We start from the raw sequence: 19,489 nt of genomic DNA, 5'->3' as shown, positions 1-19,489 counted from the left end.
TAAAACCGTTTCTTAATAAAAAGCGCAAATGCGCAGATTGGGGGAATTATGGACCACCCAGTACTTTATCGTAAACGTGTTATTCCAAACGAATGCATCCTGCTTAAGGATGATCACATTCTGCAATGCGACGAAAATACTATCGTCACGTCCTGGAACGCAATCCATCCGCGTTCTGATCTGTCCCATGGATATTCCTGCTACTACCTGAAAAGAGGCTATAAAATAAGCAAATTCTACAGAGCTGACTCCACTCTTATGTACTGGTACTGCGACATTGTGGATTATCAGCAGGGCCCGGAGGAAAACTCCATCCTGACCTTTGACCTTCTTGCAGACGTAGTTATTTATCCCGATGGAAAAATCCGAATCCTTGACCTTGATGAACTCTCAGAAGCCTTTGAGCAAAAGCTTATCGATGAACGCCTTTTGAAAAAAGCGCTGACTTCTCTGGGGGACCTTATGGATGCCATTTATGAAAACAGCATCTCTGCCCTGGAAGCTCCCATAATCAAGGCCATTTCACAGAATACCTGATTTTAGTAAAATACATGTCCGCCAATGTTTATGCCGGTAAGTCCCGGTATCGGAGTTCTGAAATAAACGCAGTTACCTACGTTTGTGACTCCGCTCATGGCGGCATCTGCTGCCTGATAACAAGACTCTGTTGCGCTTCCGTTTGCAAGCGCAAGTGCAAGACGTCCGCTTCCCACAGGTGAAAACTGGCTTGACTGATAAATAACGCCAACCACGGTATCCGGATATACGGAACTGAGCACTCTGTTGATTACAACTGCGCCGACTGCAACCTTGCCCTCATAGGGCTCGGCGCCGGCCTCACAATATATCAGATTTGCAAGAAGGTATCTGTCGCCCTCTGCAAATGTGACCTCAGAAATATTTCTCCACTTGGAACTCTTTGCCAGCTTTGACAATCTGATTTCTTCTGCCAGCTTGGCTTCCAGCTTTTTAACATCATCACTTTGTGACTCTGCAAGCTCCTCAAACTCTCTTGCTTTATTTTCTATGGACTGAGCTTCTTCCTCCGCTGTTGAAATATCCTGCTTGTACTTTTTGATATTTCCGCTTGTGGAACTGACAAGTCCTGAAACACGGCTCTGCTCTGCTTCTACCTGGACTTTATATTCATCAAGCTCAGCCTTCTCGTTATTGAGCTTATCCTTTTTATCCGAGATATCCTCGCAAGTCTGCATATATTCCTCTAACATTTTTCTGTCATATGCAGACAGAGCTTTAATTAGATCCTTCTGATTAAGGAAATCTCCAAAGCTCTCATTTCCAAGCAGCATATCATAAAGAAGAACATCCTGATTCTCATAAATGAACTGAACTCTCTTTTTCATGGATGCATACTGGGCGTCCTTGGTATCAATAGCAACCTCAAGCTCCGCCTCGGTATTGGCAATCTCATTTTCCTTATCATCAATCTTGTTTTCAAGATCAGTCAGGTTATTACTAACCTCTGTGAGCTGCTCATTAAGATCGTCCAGCTTGTTCTCCAGCTGACTTTTTTGTTTATTAAGATTACTGATATCTTCTTTTTTGTCGTCCAGCTGATCCTTGGTATCACTCAGCTGACCTTTTGTGTCTTCAAGCTTCTGCTTCGCTTCCTCAAGCGCCTTTTTGGTAGCCTCCGTCGCTCTGACATTTATTGAATAATTGGCAGATACGCCAAGAAGCCCCAGTAAAAGCAGACAGCTTAAGACTCTCCCCGGAAACTTTTTCACAACGTCTCCCCTTTTACTAAATAGTATCGACCTGCACTTCTGCAACTGACGCAGCCGTGCATGGTCTCACACTTAAATCTCTATATGGATATTCTTCCCGGATCTCTGGTAGGGATAATATTTCACACCGGCTGCATCAAACATTCTCTTAGATGCTCTTGTTGCAGCTGAAGATGCGTATTTGTCGCTGTCATATACAACAGTGCGGATGCCTGCCTGAATAATAGCCTTGGCACATTCATTGCAAGGGAAAAGAGAAACATAAAGCTTAGCACCCTCTAAGCTTCCTCCCCTGTAATTAAGGATCGCGTTTAATTCGCTGTGAGTTACAAAAGGATACTTGGTTGAAAGCTCATCCTCTCCGTCTCTCTCCCAAGGAAAATCGTCATCATCACAGCCAACAGGAAAACCATTGTAGCCCATGGACAAAATCTTATTGTCGCCGCTGACAATACAGGTCCCAACCTGTGTGCTGGGATCCTTGGATCTCATAGCCGCAAGCTTGGCAACTCCCATGAAATACTCATCCCAGGAAATATAATCCTCCCTTTTCATATCACTCCTCCATATCTGTTATCTCTGATATCCTTCGTGAATGCTTTTCAAGGCCTGAGAAAGGTGTATTTAAGAATGTATCTACGATATCAACCACCATATCAGGACCTATAAGTGCTCCGCCCATGGCAAGCACATTTGCATCATTGTGCTCTCTTGTAAGTCTTGCTGAATGAGGCTCGCTGCAAAGAGCGCATCTGATTCCCTTAACCTTGTTGGCAACTATTGAAATGCCGATTCCGGTGGTACAGATAACGATACCCTTTTCACACTCGCCACTGGCAACAGCCTCTGCTGCCTTTTTTCCAAAAATAGGATAATCGCAGGAATTAGTATCATAGGTACCAAAATCCTTGTATTCGATTCCTTTCTCCTCGAGATATGCGATTACAACCTGCTTGCAGTCATATCCGCCGTGATCACTTCCAAGTGCTATCATTTTTTCATCCTCCTCTATTAGCTATGGCAGGCGTATCTAAACCTGCGCATCACTTTTACATTTATCGCTCAGACTCTTACAACCTTGTGTCCTGCTGCCTTTAAAAGTCTGTTCATAATGGCCTGCCCGATACCTGTATCATCAAAGCTCTCTGAAAACATCAGATTAACTTCCTCATCATCGAACTGCCTAAGAATACTGAAAAGATTATGAGCTATCTCCTCTTCATCATCCCTGCTGCCGGCGATTTTTACTATATCGGCATTATACAGGGGAGCTGACTCACTGGTTGCTATGACTCCTGTCTTTAATCCCTGCCCTTTAGCCTTTTTAAGCTCGCCGTTTATATACTCTGCTACCTTCTGGGAATCGCCCTCAACTATAGTAAGGTCTCCCTTTGGTGCGTAGTGTCTGTATTTCATTCCCGGAGCCTTGGGTGCTGCCTTGGAATTGGCATCAAGGATTGTCTTATCAACACTGACATCTCCAAGAAGCTCAGTAAGATTTTCTTTTGTAATATACCCGGGTCTGAGTATCATGGGCACATCCGAAGTGAGATCAATAATAGTGGATTCAAGTCCTATTCCCACTGCTCCGCCGTCTATTATCATCTCAACCCTGCCGCTTAAATCCTCCACGCAGTACTTAGCTTCTGTGGGGCTTGGTCTTCCTGATATATTGGCGCTTGGTGCTGCAATATATCCACCCGCGCATCTTATAAGCTCTGCTGCTATCTTATTGCTTGGCATTCTGATAGCAACTGTATCAAGTCCGCCAGTGGTCTCATAGGGAACCGCATCGGATTTATTCATTATCATTGTAAGGGGCCCCGGCCAATACTTCTCGGCCAGCTTATATCCCGCATCCGGAATCTCTTTTACTATCTTTTTTATGGATTCCATATCCGCTACATGAACTATAAGCGGATTATCTGAAGGTCTGCCCTTTGCAGCATAGATTTTCATTGAAGACTGGGGATTAAGTGCATCGCCTCCAAGTCCGTAAACCGTCTCTGTGGGAAAAGCCACAAGACCGCCATCTTTAATAATACTGCCTGCCTTTTTTAAAACTTCAAGGGCACCCTCATCTATATTTTCTTCGTCAATTACTTCAACTATTGTATCCATTGTACTTCTTTCTAACAGGATCACTGCGCCATATAAGCAGCAATTACATCCCATACTTCGGCATTCTCAAAACCAAGGGCCCACTCAGCAACGCCGGCGATTCCTGCTGCCTGCATTACACTAAGCTTAACCTCTATGGAACGGGATTCCTCATTCCACAGTTGAATAAGTGCACCGTTTGAATCCGTTACTTCACCGTAGTACTGGCATGTCTCCTCATCCCAGTTCATCTCCATGCCATACTGATTGATAATATTTGTGGCACCGTCCATGTGAAGAGCCTTACTTGAAACCTCTCCGCCTGATGTAGTCCACACTCTTGTATAGAAAGGAATGGCATTTACAAGTTTTTCTGCAGGAACCATTGTAAGAGCCTTCTCGATGCCTCCCTGAACATAGCCGATAGAAGCAACTGAGCCGGCTTCATCAGATCCGCCGTAGTGCTCATCATAGCCCATGATCACCACGTAATCGGCAATCTCGCCCTGCTCCACAAGATCATAATGATCATTAAAATCCATAGGTACATAATCATCTATTGAGAAAACAAGGCCGTTCTGCCTGCAGGCTACGGAAAGTTCTCTCATAAACTGCAGATAATCCGGTCCGCAGCTTTCATTTATCTGCTCTAAGTCCGCATTGATACCATCAATCTCATATTCCTGTGCATAAGCAATGAGCTGCGAAATCACATTCGCTCTGGATGCTTCATGAGACAAAATTGCCACAGTATCGATCTGGTTACCGGAATTAAAATTATCAAGAACGCCCCAAACCTGCATTCCGTTAGCATGGGCTGTAGATACATAATCCCTTGTGGCATAACTTACAACTGTACCTTCGTTATCACTTATGGTAAACCATGTAGGCGCAAGTACATTCAAAGATTTTGTAGGCGCAATCACTCCGTCAATTGTTGCATTACCGGCAGCTCCTGCAATAGGATGGAATCCAATATTCACCTTGCCATCAAGTCTTACAGTAGTATAGTCTTTAAGACCAGCCGGTGCAGGCAGGCTTCCTGCAGCTGTCTCAATGGGGCTTTCTGCAAGTCCTTCAGGATTCTCTGCCTCTATGGCAGCCTTGGTAACTTCGCCGGTGCCCATAAAATCAAGATACTTATTCTCAACGTAACCCTTGTGAGCATCCCAGGTGATGATCTCAGACCATTCATCCATCTGGTTGGTAACAACGGCCATTCCGCCTTCAACATAAGAAACAACATCGCTCTTTATACCGCCAAGTACGCGAACAGCTGTCTTTTTCTTTACCTTAGCAAGAGTCTGCTCATAGCTTCCTGCGTAAAGTCTTATTCTGTCAGGCGAAGCAAATACCTGATAGTCCAAATCTGTAAAGGCCTTTAAATAGCCAAGAGCGATGTAGAGCTTTTCTCCATCCACATAGGAAATAGTATAGCCTGCATCTCCGCTCTCACCATTTGTGGAAGTCCAGGAAGACTCACCAATTTTTGTGGTATAGGTGGCACTTGGAGTAGTATAGAAAAGCGTCTGATCTGCCTCGCCGTAATAGAACTTATTACCCTGAACGCTCTTTGCCAGATTATAATCGAGGTAATAAACACCGTCTTTTTTTACTGCCTTATCCTCTAAAACAGAATCGTTATATATAATAGCCACATCCTGCTCACTTGAAATTCCATAATATTCGTTTAGATCTGCCTGAGTCTTGGAATATGAAAATTTCTCGATTGCTATCTGTGCCCCGTAAATCAGTCCAATAATTAAAATAAGGGCGATTATAATAATCACCGGCATAACTTTCTTTTTCATTAATAAAACCAGCTCCTTCCAATCGCCCTACATTATATCATAAATGAATATATAATAGCCATTTAATTGAGGTTACAGGCGCATAATTACGCGCAAAAACGCTTTGGGTGGGGACCTGCCGCAAATAACGCGTTGACTGAATTTTCTAAGGGGTCAGGTTTCTTTTCCATAAGGAGTTTACGTGATAATTTCCCAAACCCGGCATAAGTCTGAATACTGTGCCAAAACACATTCCCGCCTGTAAACCTTCTATTAAATTGACAACTGGTGCCACTGCAGTACCGAATAAATAAAAATAATTAATATTCCGCCATAAAAACGGATAGTTTGTGTTTGAATTATTAAAAAAATTTCGGTGATTTCTCTCCAACGATTGTTGGATGAGCTTGTAAGACATTCCACCAGATACGGTGAAACGCTGTAAAATCAATCTGTAGTTATCATGCCTCCTCCCCCGATACTGTGTCGCAGAGGCACCACGGTTTTGTACTATACACGACGCCGATAACAAAATCAAGCATCTTAATCAAAATTTAATTATTTTCTAAGAATTGGGCTTATATATGAAATTTTAAAACATGCCGATACATCTATTGACACACATCAACGTTTCCTTTAATATTCTACTAATTACTTAATAATTTATGTTATTTAGGGAGGGCATCGCATGAAAATCGAACGCGTTAATGATTATCAGATCCGATGCACACTTACAAAAGATGATCTCGCAAGCAGACAGCTCAAAATAAGCGAGCTTGCGTATGGAACAGATAAAGCAAAAGACTTATTCCGCGATATGATGCAGCAGGCTAATTACCAGTTTGGCTTTGATGCAGAAGATATCCCTCTTATGATTGAGGCTGTTCCGATAAATTCAGAGTGCATCGTTCTTATAATAACAAAGGTTGAAGATCCTGAAGAACTTGATACCAGATTCGCCAATTTCTCACCTGCTCTTCAGAGCGAGGTTTCAGGCTCATATACTGAAGAAGAGGAGGACGGTGATACAGATATCATGAATCTCTTTAAAAAGCTTAGAGATGCTGATTCAGCTCCTGCTGAAGGAACTGCCAAGAGATCGCCTAATCAGATGAGAACCGCAGGAAAACCTGCTGCTGCAGATCCCTTCTTCTTATTCTCATTTGGATCCATGCATGATGTGATGAATTTCTCAGCAATGAATAATGCAGAGGTGAGTGTCCGCAATACTCTTTACAAGAGCGATAAGGATGGCAAGCTTTTCCTTCTCATCCATCCCGACGGAGCATCTGCAACTACTCTTAAGAAGCTGTGCACAGTTCTCTCCGAGTATGGTAAGCCAGAGACATCTTCATCCATCAGCGAACAGTATTTTAATGAACACTATCAGATAATCATTAAGGATGAAGCTATACAGAAGCTTGCAGGCATCTGATACTTGTCTTCATCGCATTTAAACAATTTCATTTATGACATTATAAAAGCTCCGGCGATTTCTCGCCGGAGCTTCTTTTTGCTCTCAATCTGTTTTTGTCAGATTAGTTATCATAGAGAGTAACGAGCTTGTTCAGGTATGCAAGACGCTCCTGAGCATTCTCCTTGGACTTAGCATAGAGCTTCTGTGCTCTCTCAGGATTCTTGAGCTTAAGTGAAAGGTATCTAACCTCACCGTCAAGGAAGTCCTGATACTCCTCTGTAGGAGCCTTGCTGTCAAGTGAGAACTTCTTCTCTGCTGCAGGATTGAATCTGAACATATGCCAGTAACCTGTAGCAACTGCCTTCTTCTCTTCGTCCATAACCTTGTTCATGCCGGCCTTAAGACCCTGGTTGATACAAGGAGCATAAGCGATGATGAGTGAAGGTCCCGGATATGCCTCTGCCTCTGCGATTGCCTTAAGTGTCTGGTTCATATCAGCACCCATAGCGATCTGAGCAACATATACATAACCATAGCTCATTGCGATAGAAGCGAGATCCTTCTGCTTGATCTCCTTACCACCTGCTGCGAACTGTGCAACAGCACCTGTAGGTGTAGCCTTTGAAGACTGTCCGCCTGTATTTGAGTAAACCTCAGTGTTAACAACGAGAACGTTTACATCCTTACCGGAAGCAAGTACGTGATCGAGACCACCGAATCCGATATCGAATGCCCATCCGTCACCACCGAAGATCCACTGTGACTTCTTAGCGGCAAAGTCTTTATTCTTAACAACATACTTAGCAGCATCTGAGCTGTCGCCTGCAAGTGCAGCTACGAGCTCTTCTGTAGCAGCTGTGTTTGTTGCGCCGTTTGTAAATGTATCGAGATACTTCTGAGCAGCATCCTTAGCAGAACCGCCTGCTGCAACGATCTCTTCTACCTTCTCCTTGATAGCATCACGGAGAGCGTTCTGTGCAAGAACCATACCGAAACCAAACTCAGCATTATCCTCGAACAGTGAGTTATCCCATGCAGGACCCTGACCCTTAGCATTTACTGTGTAAGGTGTTGAAGGTGAGGAGTTACCCCAGATTGATGTACATCCTGTAGCGTTAGCAACGTACATTCTGTCACCAAAGAGCTGAGTAACAAGCTTAACATAAGGTGTCTCACCACAACCTGCGCAAGCGCCTGAGAACTCAAGGAGAGGCTGCTTGAACTGTGAACCTCTGATTGTTGTCTCTTTAAGCTTCTCAACAACTTCTGTCTTAACAGGAGTCTTAACAGCATAGTCGAAGTACTTCTGCTCATCCTTATTATCAGCGATAGCACCCATCTTAAGTGTCTCGCCGGCCTTGTTACCAACGCAGACATTAGCACATGAGCCACATCCTGTACAATCAAGTGCAGAGATAACAACTGAGAACTTGTATCCGGGAACTCCGTTGAGATCCTTTGTCTGAAGTCCTTCAGGAGCATTTGCAACTTCTTCATCTGTAAGAGCAACTGTTCTGATTGCAGCGTGAGGACAAACGAGTGAGCAGAATCCACACTCTACGCACTTTGTAGCATCCCACTTCGGAACGTTAACTGCAATACCTCTCTTCTCGAATGCAGCAGATCCACTAGGTGTAGAACCGTCAACATAAGGAAGAAGGTCAGAAACCTTAAGAGTGTTACCTTCCTGAGAATTAACCTTGGACTGGATGTTGTTAACGAAATCAACAACGTCCTTACGATCGCCCTTAGCTTCTGTGAACTCAAGACCTTCGTCCTTAGCGTCCTTCCAGCTTTCAGGAATCTCAACCTTGATAAGGTTCTTAGGATCAGCACCGGCATCGATAGCATCCCAGTTCTTCTTAACGACATCTTCACCCTTACGGCCGTATGTCTTCTGAGCAGCATCCTTCATGAACTTGATCGCATCTTCTTCAGGAATGATCTTTGTGATGTTGAAGAATGCAGACTGAAGGATTGTGTTAATTCTTGTAGGACCCATACCTACTTCAACACCGATCTTAGAACCGTTCATGATATAGAAGTTGATCTTGTGGTCATACATGAACTTCTTAACCTGTCCGGGAATCTCAGTCTCAAGCTGATCTACTGTCCAAGGGCAGTTAAGAAGGAATGATCCTCCATCAACAAGCTCCTGAACCATGTTGAACTTGCGGATATATGAAGGATTGTGGCAAGCTACAAAGTTAGCCTTCTTGATGAGGTAAGTTGACTTGATAGGAGTCTTACCAAATCTGAGGTGAGACATTGTAACACCGCCTGACTTCTTAGAGTCATAATCAAAGTATGCCTGAGCATACATGTCTGTGTTATCACCAATGATCTTGATGGAGTTCTTGTTAGCACCAACAGTACCGTCAGCACCAAGACCCCAGAACTTACAGTTTGTTGTTCCCTCGGGAGTTGTAACAAGGGGAGCACCTGCATCAAGTGAAAGATGTGTTACATCATCATTGATACCGATTGTGAACTGTTCCTTATCTGTGTTGTTGTAAACAGCAACGATCTGCTCAGGAGTAGTATCCTTAGAGCCAAGACCATAACGTCCGCACATAACAGGAACTGACTCAAACTTAGTGCCCTTAAGAGCTGCAATAACATCAAGAGCAAGAGGCTCACGGTAAGAACCGGGCTCCTTTGTTCTGTCAAGAACTGCGATTCTCTTAACACTTGCGGGAATAACATCAACAAGAGCCTTAGCATCGAAAGGACGATAAAGTCTAACCTTTACAACGCCGACCTTCTGACCCTGCTTAGCAAGGTAGTCGATTGTCTCCTCGATTGTATCGTTTACGGAACCCATAGCAACGATGATTGTCTCAGCGTCTGCTGCTCCGTAGTAGTTAAAGAGCTTGTAATCTGTTCCAAGCTTAGCATTAACCTTGTCCATGTACTTCTGAACAATTGCAGGAAGCTCATCATAACCTGTGTTGCAAGCTTCTCTTGCCTGGAAGAAGATATCAGGGTTCTGAGCTGAACCCATCTGACGAGGATGATTCGGGTTAAGAGCGTTAGCCTTGAACTCGTCAATTGCCTCGTGATTAACCATCTCATCGAGATCCTTGTAATCCCAAACTTCGATCTTCTGGATTTCGTGTGAAGTACGGAAACCGTCAAAGAAATTAATGAAAGGAAGTTTTCCTTCGATAGCAGCCATGTAAGATACAGGTGTAAGATCCATAACCTCCTGTACGCTTGAGCTGCAGAGCATTGCAGCACCTGTCTGGCGGCATGCATAAACGTCAGAGTGATCACCGAAGATATTCAGCGCATGTGAAGCTACGCAACGAGCTGATACGTTGAATACGCCGGGAAGTCTCTCACCAGCTACTTTGTAAATGTCAGGGATCATAAGAAGAAGTCCCTGTGATGCAGTGTAAGTAGATGTAAGAGCACCTGCTACAAGAGATCCGTGTACAGCACCTGCTGCACCTGCCTCTGACTGCATTTCTGTGATCTGTACTGTACGACCGAAGATGTTCTTCTTGCCGGCAGTAGCCCACTCATCAACATGCTCAGGCATAACTGATGAAGGAGTGATCGGGTACATGGCAGCAACTTCAGTGAACGCATATGATGCATATGCAGCAGCTTCGTTACCGTCCATGGTTTTCATGTTTCTTGCCATTTCTATTCCTCCTACCTTTAATAGTGTATTGTAATCATAGGGGCAAAGAAAAAACCGGAATTCCTACGATTACTTGGTCTTGGATTCCCAGGATAGGCATGTTAAGCTTTTACACACCTATGCCGTAAAATCGCTAATGTACGCACTACGCGCAATTTAAATTCTAACATTGTGATTTCGCAAAGTCAACGAATTCAAGCCATTTCTAAGGCCTTCAGAATGATAATTTTTCTAAACAAAATAACGAAAATATAAAAAGAATAAATCTTTTATAAACAAACGCTTCATTGATAAAAGTTATCGCTAAATTGCTTGCGTAAAATATTCAATTATATTATCATAGTCTCTGTAGTAGGTAATACTGATTGGCAGCGGCATCTGCCGATCCTAAAAGTATTACAAACTTTTTATTCAGGAAGGAGATTTTTGATATGGCATACGTTATTAGTGATAGTTGCATCAGCTGCGGTTCTTGTGCAGGTCAGTGCCCTGTTTCTGCTATTTCTCAGGGTGACACACAGTTCAACATCGATCCTGATACATGCATCGATTGCGGTTCTTGTGCAGCTCAGTGCCCCGTTTCAGCTATTTCACAGGGCTAATTGCAAATTGCAAATGTAAACAAGAAAATCCGAAGCTTTCGCTTCGGATTTTTTATTGCCCTCATCCGTCAGCTTCGCTGACACCTTCCCCCAGAGGGAGAAGGCTTTTCTTTTCCCTGCCTTCCCCTTGGGGGGCTTTTCTTTTCCTTGCCTTCCCCTTGGGGGAAGGCTTTTCTTTTCCCTGCCTTCCCCTTGGGGGGAAGGTGTCACGAAGTGACGGATGAGGGGATATTATTCTTGACCACTTCTTCTGTATGACGGCTCAAGATTTGCAAACTTCGTAAATTCAGGAAGCCATGCAAGCTCTACTGTTCCTATCGGGCCGTTTCTCTGTTTTGCAATGATTATCTCGGACACACCTTTTCTGTCGGTATCCTTATTGTAATAATCATCTCTGTATATGAACATAACCATATCTGCGTCCTGCTCGATGGCACCGGACTCACGAAGGTCAGACATCATAGGTCTGTGATCAGGTCTTGACTCAACCGCACGGGAGAGCTGTGACAGTGCAACAACGGGTACGTTAAGCTCACGGGCAAGAGCCTTCAGTGCTCTTGAAATCTCTGATACCTCCTGCTGTCTTGACTCAGCAGAACGCTTACCGCTTCCGCTCATAAGCTGCAAATAGTCGATCATTATGATGTGCAGGTTGTGCTCCATCTTGTACTTACGGCACTTTGACTGAAGCTCCTGGATTGAGATACCCGGCGTATCATCAATGATAAGATTGGATCTTCCGATGAGATCCGCACTCTCAATCAGGTTCTCCCAGTCCATATCTGTCATGTTACCGGTACGGATGTGCTGCGAATCAACGTGTGATTCCATGGACATAAGACGGTTTACCAGCTGCTCCTTTGACATTTCCAGTGAAAATACCGCAACGGTTTTACCCTGATGGAAAGCCATGTGCTGAGCGATGTTAAGAACAAACGCCGTTTTTCCCATGGAAGGACGGGCTGCGATAAGTATCAGATCCGAAGGCTGGAAGCCTGCTGTCTTATAATCAAGATCAGTAAATCCTGTGGCAAGACCTGTAACTGTTCCCTGCAGTTTACTTGCCATCTCAATCTTATTGAGGGCGTTCATGACTATCTCACTTATGGGCACGAACTCGCCGCTGTTACTAAGCTGCGTGATGCGGAAAATTTCCTTCTCCGTATCATTCATAAGTGCCTCAAGCTCTGTGCTGTCCTGGAAACAATTATTTATAATATCCTGGCAGGAATGAATAAGCTCTCTGAGCTTACTCTTATCGCGAACTATCTCCGCATAATATTTCACATTGGCCGAGGTGGGAACACTACTTGCCATCCCAAGGATGTAATCCATGTTGTACACCTGCGGCGGCGCATTCTTCTCTTTTAAATGATTCTGAAGCGTCACATTATCAACAGGCGTTCCATCTTTATAAAGCTCTACCATCGCTTCAAAAAGCATACCCAGCTGCCTGTTGTAGAAGTCATCCGGATGCAGCATCTCTGATGCAACCTGAATGGCATCCCTGTCTATCAGCATAGCTCCCACAACCGACTGCTCTGCCTCAAGACTGTTTGGCATTGTGCGCTGTACTAAATTCTCTTCGGGCATTTCTTAAGCCTCCGTAACAGAAACCCTGAGGATTGCAGTAACCTGAGGATGCAGCTTTACAGGCACCTCAGTTGTACCAAAGGAACGGATAGGTTCAGGCAGCTGAACCTTTTTCTTATCAAGGCTAAGACCGCACTGCTTCTTTGCCTCAGCAACGATCTCCTTGGAAGAAACAGAACCGAAAACTCTTCCGCCCTCGCCTGCCTTCATGGTAACCTTTACGTTAGCCTTCTCTATTTCTTTTGCAAGCTCCTTCATGCTCTCAAGAAGCTCCTGGGCCTCTTTTTCCTCGCGCTTTTTCTGATTCTTAAGATCATTCAGATTAGCTTTATTTGCTTCAACGCCCAGCTTTTTAGGTAAAATGAAATTGGATGCGTATCCATCACTTACCTTAACAATATCTCCCTTTTTTCCAAGAGACTTAACGTCCTCTAACAAAATTATTTCCATTATCCTTCTCCTCCAAACTTTTATATCAGCTCGCCTGCTTCGATCATCGCATCAAGCTGGTTCTTTACCATTGTTATAGCTTCATCAACGGAGATTCCTTCAAACTGACAGCCTGCGGAACTGATATGTCCGCCGCCTCCAAGCTTCTCCATGATGATCTGTACATTTACTTCGTCAATGGATCTGGCACTTACATATATCTGATTCTGATACTGGGTACATGTAAAGCTTGCCCTTACTCCCTTGATATTAAGGAGCTCATTGGCAGCCTGAGCCGCAATTATAGTAGGACTCTGCAGATCATTTGAATCACAAACAGAAATCGCATAGGCTCCGCGATAAATCTCTGCCTGACTTACAGCATCGGCTTTTGCCTTGTACTCTGTAGCATCCTCTCTGAAAAGCTTCCTTACTCTTGTTACGTCAGCACCGTTTCTTCTAAGAAAAGCAGCCGCTTCAAAGGTACGTACACCTGTCTTATTCATGAAATTATTGGTATCAACCATAATTCCGGAATACATACTGTCAGCTTCTTCGGGCCTTATCTTTACAGCTTCATCAATGTACTGTAAAACCTCTGAAACCATCTCGCAGGCACTTGATGCATAGGGTTCAACATAAGAAAGAGTGGCATTTTCAATAACTTCCGTACTCTGTCTGTGGTGATCAAGCACAACTATAGTCTTACAGAACTTGAGAAGTTCAGGACACTCAGTTATGCTGGGCTTATTTACATCCACAACCACAAGAACCGCATTATTACCTGCAATATCAATGGCCTGCTGATTATTAATGATCATATCCTGCTCGTATTCAGGATTACCTTTGAAAAGATCAACCAGCGGCTTCATGGAATTAGTCACATCATTGAGAACTATGTGGCACTTTCTATCCAAAGTCTTAGCTATTCTGTAGATACCAACGGATGAGCCAAAGCTGTCAACATCACCGATTCTGTGACCCATAACAATAACGGTATCCTTACTGTTGATGATCTCCTTAAGGGCGTGAGCCTTAACTCTGGCCTTAACTCTGGTACTCTTCTCAACCTTCTGACTCTTACCGCCAAAGTACATGATCTCATCAGGAGTCTTAACAACCGCCTGATCTCCGCCTCTACCAAGAGCAAGGTCTATGGCGTTACGGGCAAATTCATAATTCTGAGAATAGGACAGACCATCAAGTCCCATACCGATACTAAGCGTAACTGCCATCTCATTACCGATATTTACAGTCTTAACATCCTCTAAGATATCGAAGCGAACTTCCTTCAGATACTGCGCCGATTTCTTGGGCATTACAATGAAGTACTTATCCTTCTCAATCTTCTTGGCAATACCGTCACAGGTGGCGATATACTTATTTATTTTTCTGTCTATAAGCGCTGTCAGCAAAGATCTCCTAACTTCCTCTACGCTTTCAAGAGCTTCGTCGTAGTTATCAATATAGATAAGTCCCGCTGCAAGACTCTGTGAATCAACCTCATTGATTGCAAGTCTGAGGGCTGTCTCATCAAATAAATAAACCGCTATAAGGAAACCTTCATATCCGGAAGCATCGATAATATCGCTGTTTGCAGCCATCTCATCAAGGGATATCTTTTTCATCTTAAGGACATAGGAGTTATCCTCAAAGGTAACATCCTGATGCACCTCTTCCTCTCCCTCCGGGAATTTGTCCGTAGTTATATTAGGGAAAAGTGCTGTTATGGATTTATGGAATCCCTTCTCCTGATGAATAGCCTTCTCAAAAGCTGTATTTGTCCAAACAACTCTACCCGAATCATCAAGCAGTGCATGAGGCAGATCAAGATCTCTTAACAATCTCTTCTGAATCTGTCCATACTCCGTGGCAAAGCTTATAAGCTCGTTCATTATGATGGGCTTGTTATAAAAATCCAAATAGATAACAGCCATAAAATACAAAAGCGCAAAAGCCGCCACAATCAGTCCCGCCGTAAAATCAACCGTCAGGACAGCTATCGTAACAAGCGCCAGAAGTATTCCAAGATAGATGAAAATATATAGAAATGTCTTGAGTTTTCCTTTAAGCCTAATTCTGTTTTTCTGCATATTCCTCTCCATCGTAAAGCGTGAGGTACCGCTATTTTTACTTATATATGATAACACAGATTTTAATTTCGAGGAAACTTACTTTACTCTTCTAAATTTCTGCATTTTTAATTTTACTTCCTAAGGTGTACAAAAAAAGACACTCAATAGAATAAATCTAGTGAGTGTCTCTATAATCACTTGAAATAGCTATTGCTATTACTCTGCCTCGTAAGGCATAAGTGCAAGATGTCTTGCTCTCTTAATAGCAGATGTAAGCTCTCTCTGGTGCTTTGCGCAGTTACCTGTGATACGTCTGGGAAGGATCTTGCCGCTCTCAGAAACGAACTTCTTAAGCTTTGCTGTGTCCTTGTAATCGATCACATTGTCTTTTCCACAGAATACGCAAACTTTCTTTCTTCTGTGCATACCACCTTTTCTTCTTACAGGAGAATCGGTTCTATCAGACTTATTGAAAGCCATTGTGGTACCTCCTTATCAAATTCAGTCAACAATGCCATAAAGGCATTTATAAATCAATAACTTAATTGAACGGAAGCTCTTCGTCGATTCCATCAGGAATATTGATGAATCCATCACCTGAATCCTGGCTGCTGTTACCGCCATCGAAAGGTGCTGCGGGAGCTCCGCCTGAGAAGCCACCATTTCCGCCTGCAGCATTCTTACTCTCTGCAAACTCGTGCTCCTCTACTACTACGTCAGTAGTGTATACCTTCTGACCGTCCTTATTGGTATAGCTACCGGTCTGGATACGGCCTGTGACGCAAATCTTTGTACCCTTTCTAAGATACTTCTCAGCAAACTCTCCGGTACGGCCGAATGCAACACAATTGATGAAGTCAGCAGTCTGACCATCCTGATTGTTGTTACCTCTGCCTCTGCGATCTACAGCAAGTGTGTATCTCGCAATTGCCATTGAATTCTCCCCCTGAGAATATCTAACATCGGGGTCTCTTGTTAATCGTCCCATCAGTATAACTTTATTCATATCTTCGTCCTCTTTCTCTTAGGCCTCGTTCTGCTTAACGATAAGATAACGAATGACGCCATCGACGATACGGACACGCTTCTCGATTTCAGCAGGTGCAGTACTCTCTGCATCGAAATGAATGAAATAGTAGAAGCCCTCATTCATCTTGTTGATCTCGTAAGCAAGCTTCTTCTTGCCCCATTCATCAACATCTGTAATCTGTCCGCCGAATCTCTCGATCAAAGCCTTGCACTTGTCAACAGCTGCTGCTCTTGCGTCGTCTTCGATCTTAGCGCTAACGACTACGGCTAACTCATATTTTGTCATGCTTTCTTTACCTCCTTTTGGTCTCTGGCTACCGTTTACATTACGGTAACAAGGAAATTATCACAGAGATATACTTTAGCACAACATCCTATTTATTGCAAGCGATATTATTCAAAAAAACCTCAATTTATGATAGTCAGAACCTTCCCTAAATTAACTGACAAATCATATTATTAAGTAATCCACAGCTAGTGCAGATTCCTGAGATTTCATTTAAAGAGACATACTTTTTAGAGTTGTCCCAGTACTTCTCCAATAGGCCCCTGGATTACCAGATCTGCCTGCCCGTCTCTTGTGGTGGCCTGCTTATTTATAAGTACCAGCTTATGTCCTCTGTAATAATCAATAAGTCCTGCTGCAGGATATACAACCAATGATGTTCCGCCAATTATGAGTACGTCTGCATTTGCTATATAATCCACTGCTTTACTCATGATAGACATATCAAGGCCTTCTTCATATAAAACCACGTCAGGCTTTATTCTGCCGCCGCATTCGCAATAAGGAACGCCTTCGCACTCTGCCATGAAATCAAAGTCGTAGAACTTACCGCATCTCTCACAATAGTTCCTGTGGACGCTGCCGTGAAGCTCAAGCACTTCTTTGCTGCCTGCAGCCTGATGTAACCCATCGATATTCTGAGTGATGACAGCCTTAAGTTTGCCCTGCTTCTCCCATTCTGCCAGCTTAAGATGAGCTTTGTTGGGCTTAATTCCTTTAACAAGAAGCTTATCCTTATAGAATCTGAAGAATTCCTCCGGCATTCTCACATAAAAGCTGTGACTAAGCATCTGCTCCGGAGGATATTTATAATGCTGATGATACAGACCATCCTCACTTCTAAAATCCGGAACACCACTTTCCGTGGATACACCAGCGCCTCCGAAAAAAACTATGTTGTCAGATCCGTCTATTAGTTCCTTAAGTTCTCTGATATTTTCATCCATAGCCATCGCCTTCCTTATGAAAAACTACCACTACTACAACAGAAAAACTTTATAACTTAATTTTCTTATCAGAATCCAGCCTTCTTAAGAAGATCTGCCAGTGATGTGGTTGCTTCACCTTCGCTCTCAAATTCAATCTTCTCTTCAGTGATCTCAGTTGCTGCCACATCCTGAAGTGCCTTCATGCTAAGACTGAGCTTACCATCCTTAATAGCTGTAACTTTAACCTTTACTTTATCGCCAACCTTAAGAACTGCGCTGGGATGAGCAATTCTCTGATTTGAAATCTGAGAAATATGTACAAGTCCTGAAAGTCCGTTTCCAAGATTGATGAAAGCACCGTAGTCCTGAAAACTTTCAACAGTACCTTCTGTAACAAGTCCTACCTGTACGTTAGAAACCTTCGCAGCTCTCTCCTCATCAGCCTTCTCTTTAAGAATCTCCTTAGCAGACATAACAAGCTTCTTATTTGTCTCATCTGCTGTGATTACTCTTACCTCAAGCTTCTTATTTACGAAGTCATCAAGATCAGCCTCTTCAACATAATTAAGAGAAAGCTTTGATGCAGGAATAAATCCTCTGATTCCTTCAAGGAATGCTACAACGCCGCCCTTAACAGCTTCAATAACTGTAACAGTAACATTCTGGTTAGAATCCATCATCGCTTTAAGCTTATCCCAGGCAAGAACCTTGGTAGCCTCTTTCTTTGAAAGAAGAATATTTCCGTTTCCATCATCTGTCTTTACAACAGTAGCAGAAACCTCATCTCCAACCTTCACATCAGTTCTTATAGAAAACTTCGGATCATCTGAGAAATCCTCTGCCTTTATAACACCCTGAGTGAAATACTTAATATCTAACAGAACTTCAGACTCATCAACTCCGATTACTGTACCGGTAACAATGTCACCCTCAGAAATCTGTCTGAATGATCTGTCTATTTCATCCTTAAAATCTTCCATTGATTCCATTTTGTAATTCCTCCCCAAACTAAAAAGATTATTGACCTACAATCAAAATTATACACCGACTAAATTGTCTTAACATCTATTTTTTAATGCTATCTCGCATTTATCTTCCAAATTCATACAACAAAAAAGCCTTAAACATCGAAATGACATTTAAGACTAATTAGAGGTGCCAGTCGGATTTGAACCAACGATCAGGGAGTTGCAGTCCCACGCCTTACCACTTGGCTATGGCACCATATTAAATTTGATGACTCCGACGAGGCTCGAACTCGTGTTACCGCCGTGAAAGGGCGATGTCTTAACCACTTGACCACGGAGCCGTGTCCCTGTAGTACAGGTTATTTCGGATTTCTCCGTATTGTAGCTCCCCAAGTAGGACTCGAACCTACGACACTTCGGTTAACAGCCGAATGCTCTACCGACTGAGCTATTGAGGATTATTAATTACTTTATCCGTACCTTCAAAACCGAACACTGAATTATTCCATCTTATTCCAAATCTTTTTTTTTTTTTTCTTTTTGGACAAGCCCTCGACCTATTAGTACACATCAGCTGAACATGTTACCATGCTTACACCTTGTGCCTATCTACCTCATAGTCTCTAAGGGGTCTTACTCCATAATGGAGGGATATCTCATCTTGAGGGGGGCTTCACGCTTAGATGCCTTCAGCGTTTATCCCTTCCGGACTTGGCTACCCAGCCTTATGCATCTGGCGATGCAGCTGATACACCAGCGGTCCGTCCATCCCGGTCCTCTCGTACTAAGGACAGCTCCTCTCAGATATCCTACGCCCGCGCCGGATAGGGACCGAACTGTCTCACGACGTTCTGAACCCAGCTCGCGTACCGCT

General features: G+C 43.4%; 17 protein-coding genes, 3 tRNA genes and 1 rRNA gene. 3 read left to right on the top strand and 18 right to left on the bottom strand.

Features of this window, described 5'->3' with window-relative positions; translation table 11 throughout:
- The first annotated feature begins 48 nt into the window (after positions 1-48).
- Entirely contained in the window at positions 49-537 is a 489-nt protein-coding gene (locus G603_RS0105495; RefSeq protein WP_026524842.1) for a DUF402 domain-containing protein, read from the top strand.
- Positions 538-539: 2 nt separating this feature from the next.
- Here the strand turns inward: G603_RS0105495 and G603_RS0105490 are convergent, their stop codons facing one another.
- From G603_RS0105490 to G603_RS0105470, 5 genes are all read right to left on the bottom strand, one after another.
- Positions 540-1,748: a cell wall hydrolase gene (locus G603_RS0105490; RefSeq protein WP_026669563.1), complete on the bottom strand. Its 1,209-nt coding sequence runs from the start codon at positions 1,746-1,748 to the stop codon at positions 540-542.
- 72 nt (positions 1,749-1,820) lie between these two features.
- A complete protein-coding gene (locus tag G603_RS0105485) occupies positions 1,821-2,303 on the bottom strand; it encodes a deoxycytidylate deaminase (protein ID WP_026524844.1) in 483 nt (160 codons plus the stop codon).
- 1 nt (position 2,304) lies between these two features.
- A complete protein-coding gene (rpiB, locus tag G603_RS0105480) occupies positions 2,305-2,742 on the bottom strand; it encodes a ribose 5-phosphate isomerase B (RefSeq protein ID WP_026524845.1) in 438 nt (145 codons plus the stop codon).
- 68 nt (positions 2,743-2,810) lie between these two features.
- On the bottom strand, positions 2,811-3,869 hold the full coding sequence (locus G603_RS0105475) for an L-threonylcarbamoyladenylate synthase (RefSeq protein ID WP_026669562.1): 1,059 nt from the start codon (positions 3,867-3,869) through the stop codon (positions 2,811-2,813).
- A gap of 20 nt (positions 3,870-3,889) precedes the next feature.
- Positions 3,890-5,659, bottom strand: coding sequence for a glycosyl hydrolase family 18 protein (locus G603_RS0105470; protein ID WP_026669561.1), 1,770 nt, complete (start codon positions 5,657-5,659; stop codon positions 3,890-3,892).
- A gap of 667 nt (positions 5,660-6,326) precedes the next feature.
- Between G603_RS0105470 and G603_RS0105465 the strand changes: the two genes are divergently transcribed.
- The gene (locus G603_RS0105465) at positions 6,327-7,073 is read left to right on the top strand and encodes an adaptor protein MecA (RefSeq protein ID WP_026669560.1); all 747 of its coding nucleotides are present in this window, start codon (positions 6,327-6,329) and stop codon (positions 7,071-7,073) included.
- 103 nt (positions 7,074-7,176) lie between these two features.
- Here G603_RS0105465 and nifJ read toward each other — a convergent pair whose 3' ends face one another.
- The gene (nifJ, locus tag G603_RS0105460) at positions 7,177-10,704 is read right to left on the bottom strand and encodes a pyruvate:ferredoxin (flavodoxin) oxidoreductase (protein ID WP_026669559.1); all 3,528 of its coding nucleotides are present in this window, start codon (positions 10,702-10,704) and stop codon (positions 7,177-7,179) included.
- Positions 10,705-11,135: 431 nt separating this feature from the next.
- On the opposite strand from nifJ, the gene G603_RS0105455 reads away from it, so the two are divergent.
- Positions 11,136-11,306 carry a DUF362 domain-containing protein gene (locus G603_RS0105455; protein ID WP_026496855.1) on the top strand — a complete coding sequence of 57 codons (171 nt, stop codon included), beginning with the start codon at positions 11,136-11,138 and terminating at the stop codon, positions 11,304-11,306.
- A 231-nt stretch (positions 11,307-11,537) separates the two neighbouring features.
- On the opposite strand, the gene dnaB is transcribed toward G603_RS0105455, so the two are convergent.
- From dnaB to G603_RS0105390, 12 genes are all read right to left on the bottom strand, one after another.
- The gene (gene dnaB, locus G603_RS0105445) at positions 11,538-12,899 is read right to left on the bottom strand and encodes a replicative DNA helicase (protein ID WP_026524850.1); all 1,362 of its coding nucleotides are present in this window, start codon (positions 12,897-12,899) and stop codon (positions 11,538-11,540) included.
- 3 nt (positions 12,900-12,902) lie between these two features.
- Positions 12,903-13,349 (bottom strand): 50S ribosomal protein L9, encoded by a 447-nt coding sequence (gene rplI / locus G603_RS0105440; RefSeq protein ID WP_026524851.1) that lies wholly within the window; start codon positions 13,347-13,349, stop codon positions 12,903-12,905.
- 20 nt (positions 13,350-13,369) lie between these two features.
- Positions 13,370-15,421 carry a DHH family phosphoesterase gene (locus tag G603_RS0105435; RefSeq protein WP_035792204.1) on the bottom strand — a complete coding sequence of 684 codons (2,052 nt, stop codon included), beginning with the start codon at positions 15,419-15,421 and terminating at the stop codon, positions 13,370-13,372.
- Positions 15,422-15,619: 198 nt separating this feature from the next.
- Positions 15,620-15,883 (bottom strand): 30S ribosomal protein S18, encoded by a 264-nt coding sequence (rpsR, locus tag G603_RS0105430; RefSeq protein ID WP_022763528.1) that lies wholly within the window; start codon positions 15,881-15,883, stop codon positions 15,620-15,622.
- A 61-nt stretch (positions 15,884-15,944) separates the two neighbouring features.
- Positions 15,945-16,409 (bottom strand): single-stranded DNA-binding protein, encoded by a 465-nt coding sequence (locus G603_RS0105425; protein ID WP_026524853.1) that lies wholly within the window; start codon positions 16,407-16,409, stop codon positions 15,945-15,947.
- A gap of 18 nt (positions 16,410-16,427) precedes the next feature.
- On the bottom strand, positions 16,428-16,718 hold the full coding sequence (gene rpsF / locus G603_RS0105420) for a 30S ribosomal protein S6 (RefSeq protein ID WP_026524854.1): 291 nt from the start codon (positions 16,716-16,718) through the stop codon (positions 16,428-16,430).
- Between the two features lie 230 nt (positions 16,719-16,948).
- Positions 16,949-17,665 (bottom strand): NAD-dependent protein deacylase, encoded by a 717-nt coding sequence (locus G603_RS0105415; RefSeq protein WP_026524855.1) that lies wholly within the window; start codon positions 17,663-17,665, stop codon positions 16,949-16,951.
- A 68-nt stretch (positions 17,666-17,733) separates the two neighbouring features.
- Positions 17,734-18,636, bottom strand: coding sequence for a S1 RNA-binding domain-containing protein (locus G603_RS0105410; protein ID WP_026669557.1), 903 nt, complete (start codon positions 18,634-18,636; stop codon positions 17,734-17,736).
- Between the two features lie 164 nt (positions 18,637-18,800).
- A tRNA-Cys gene (locus tag G603_RS0105405) sits at positions 18,801-18,871 on the bottom strand.
- 13 nt (positions 18,872-18,884) lie between these two features.
- Positions 18,885-18,956: transfer RNA gene (locus G603_RS0105400), tRNA-Glu, on the bottom strand.
- A 44-nt stretch (positions 18,957-19,000) separates the two neighbouring features.
- A tRNA-Asn gene (locus tag G603_RS0105395) sits at positions 19,001-19,073 on the bottom strand.
- An 82-nt stretch (positions 19,074-19,155) separates the two neighbouring features.
- Positions 19,156-19,489 (bottom strand): 23S ribosomal RNA (locus G603_RS0105390); the annotation flags it as partial.

Source organism: Butyrivibrio sp. AE3006, assembly GCF_000424165.1.
Classification (GTDB): Bacteria; Bacillota; Clostridia; order Lachnospirales; family Lachnospiraceae; genus Butyrivibrio.
The sequence above is the reverse complement of the archived record's forward strand: the minus strand, read 5'-3'. Positions and strand labels throughout refer to the sequence as shown.

What these genes read in the sequence shown, in the direction of transcription:
- G603_RS0105495 (WP_026524842.1), top strand. Translation starts at nt 49, where the DNA reads ATGGACCACCCAGTACTTTATCGTAAACGTGTTATTCCAAACGAATGC.
- G603_RS0105485 (WP_026524844.1), bottom strand. Translation starts at nt 2,303, where the DNA reads ATGAAAAGGGAGGATTATATTTCCTGGGATGAGTATTTCATGGGAGTT.
- rpiB (WP_026524845.1), bottom strand. Translation starts at nt 2,742, where the DNA reads ATGATAGCACTTGGAAGTGATCACGGCGGATATGACTGCAAGCAGGTT.
- G603_RS0105475 (WP_026669562.1), bottom strand. Translation starts at nt 3,869, where the DNA reads ATGGATACAATAGTTGAAGTAATTGACGAAGAAAATATAGATGAGGGT.
- G603_RS0105470 (WP_026669561.1), bottom strand. Translation starts at nt 5,659, where the DNA reads ATGAAAAAGAAAGTTATGCCGGTGATTATTATAATCGCCCTTATTTTA.
- G603_RS0105465 (WP_026669560.1), top strand. Translation starts at nt 6,327, where the DNA reads ATGAAAATCGAACGCGTTAATGATTATCAGATCCGATGCACACTTACA.
- nifJ (WP_026669559.1), bottom strand. Translation starts at nt 10,704, where the DNA reads ATGGCAAGAAACATGAAAACCATGGACGGTAACGAAGCTGCTGCATAT.
- G603_RS0105455 (WP_026496855.1), top strand. Translation starts at nt 11,136, where the DNA reads ATGGCATACGTTATTAGTGATAGTTGCATCAGCTGCGGTTCTTGTGCA.
- dnaB (WP_026524850.1), bottom strand. Translation starts at nt 12,899, where the DNA reads ATGCCCGAAGAGAATTTAGTACAGCGCACAATGCCAAACAGTCTTGAG.
- rplI (WP_026524851.1), bottom strand. Translation starts at nt 13,349, where the DNA reads ATGGAAATAATTTTGTTAGAGGACGTTAAGTCTCTTGGAAAAAAGGGA.
- G603_RS0105435 (WP_035792204.1), bottom strand. Translation starts at nt 15,421, where the DNA reads ATGCAGAAAAACAGAATTAGGCTTAAAGGAAAACTCAAGACATTTCTA.
- rpsR (WP_022763528.1), bottom strand. Translation starts at nt 15,883, where the DNA reads ATGGCTTTCAATAAGTCTGATAGAACCGATTCTCCTGTAAGAAGAAAA.
- G603_RS0105425 (WP_026524853.1), bottom strand. Translation starts at nt 16,409, where the DNA reads ATGAATAAAGTTATACTGATGGGACGATTAACAAGAGACCCCGATGTT.
- rpsF (WP_026524854.1), bottom strand. Translation starts at nt 16,718, where the DNA reads ATGACAAAATATGAGTTAGCCGTAGTCGTTAGCGCTAAGATCGAAGAC.
- G603_RS0105415 (WP_026524855.1), bottom strand. Translation starts at nt 17,665, where the DNA reads ATGGATGAAAATATCAGAGAACTTAAGGAACTAATAGACGGATCTGAC.
- G603_RS0105410 (WP_026669557.1), bottom strand. Translation starts at nt 18,636, where the DNA reads ATGGAATCAATGGAAGATTTTAAGGATGAAATAGACAGATCATTCAGA.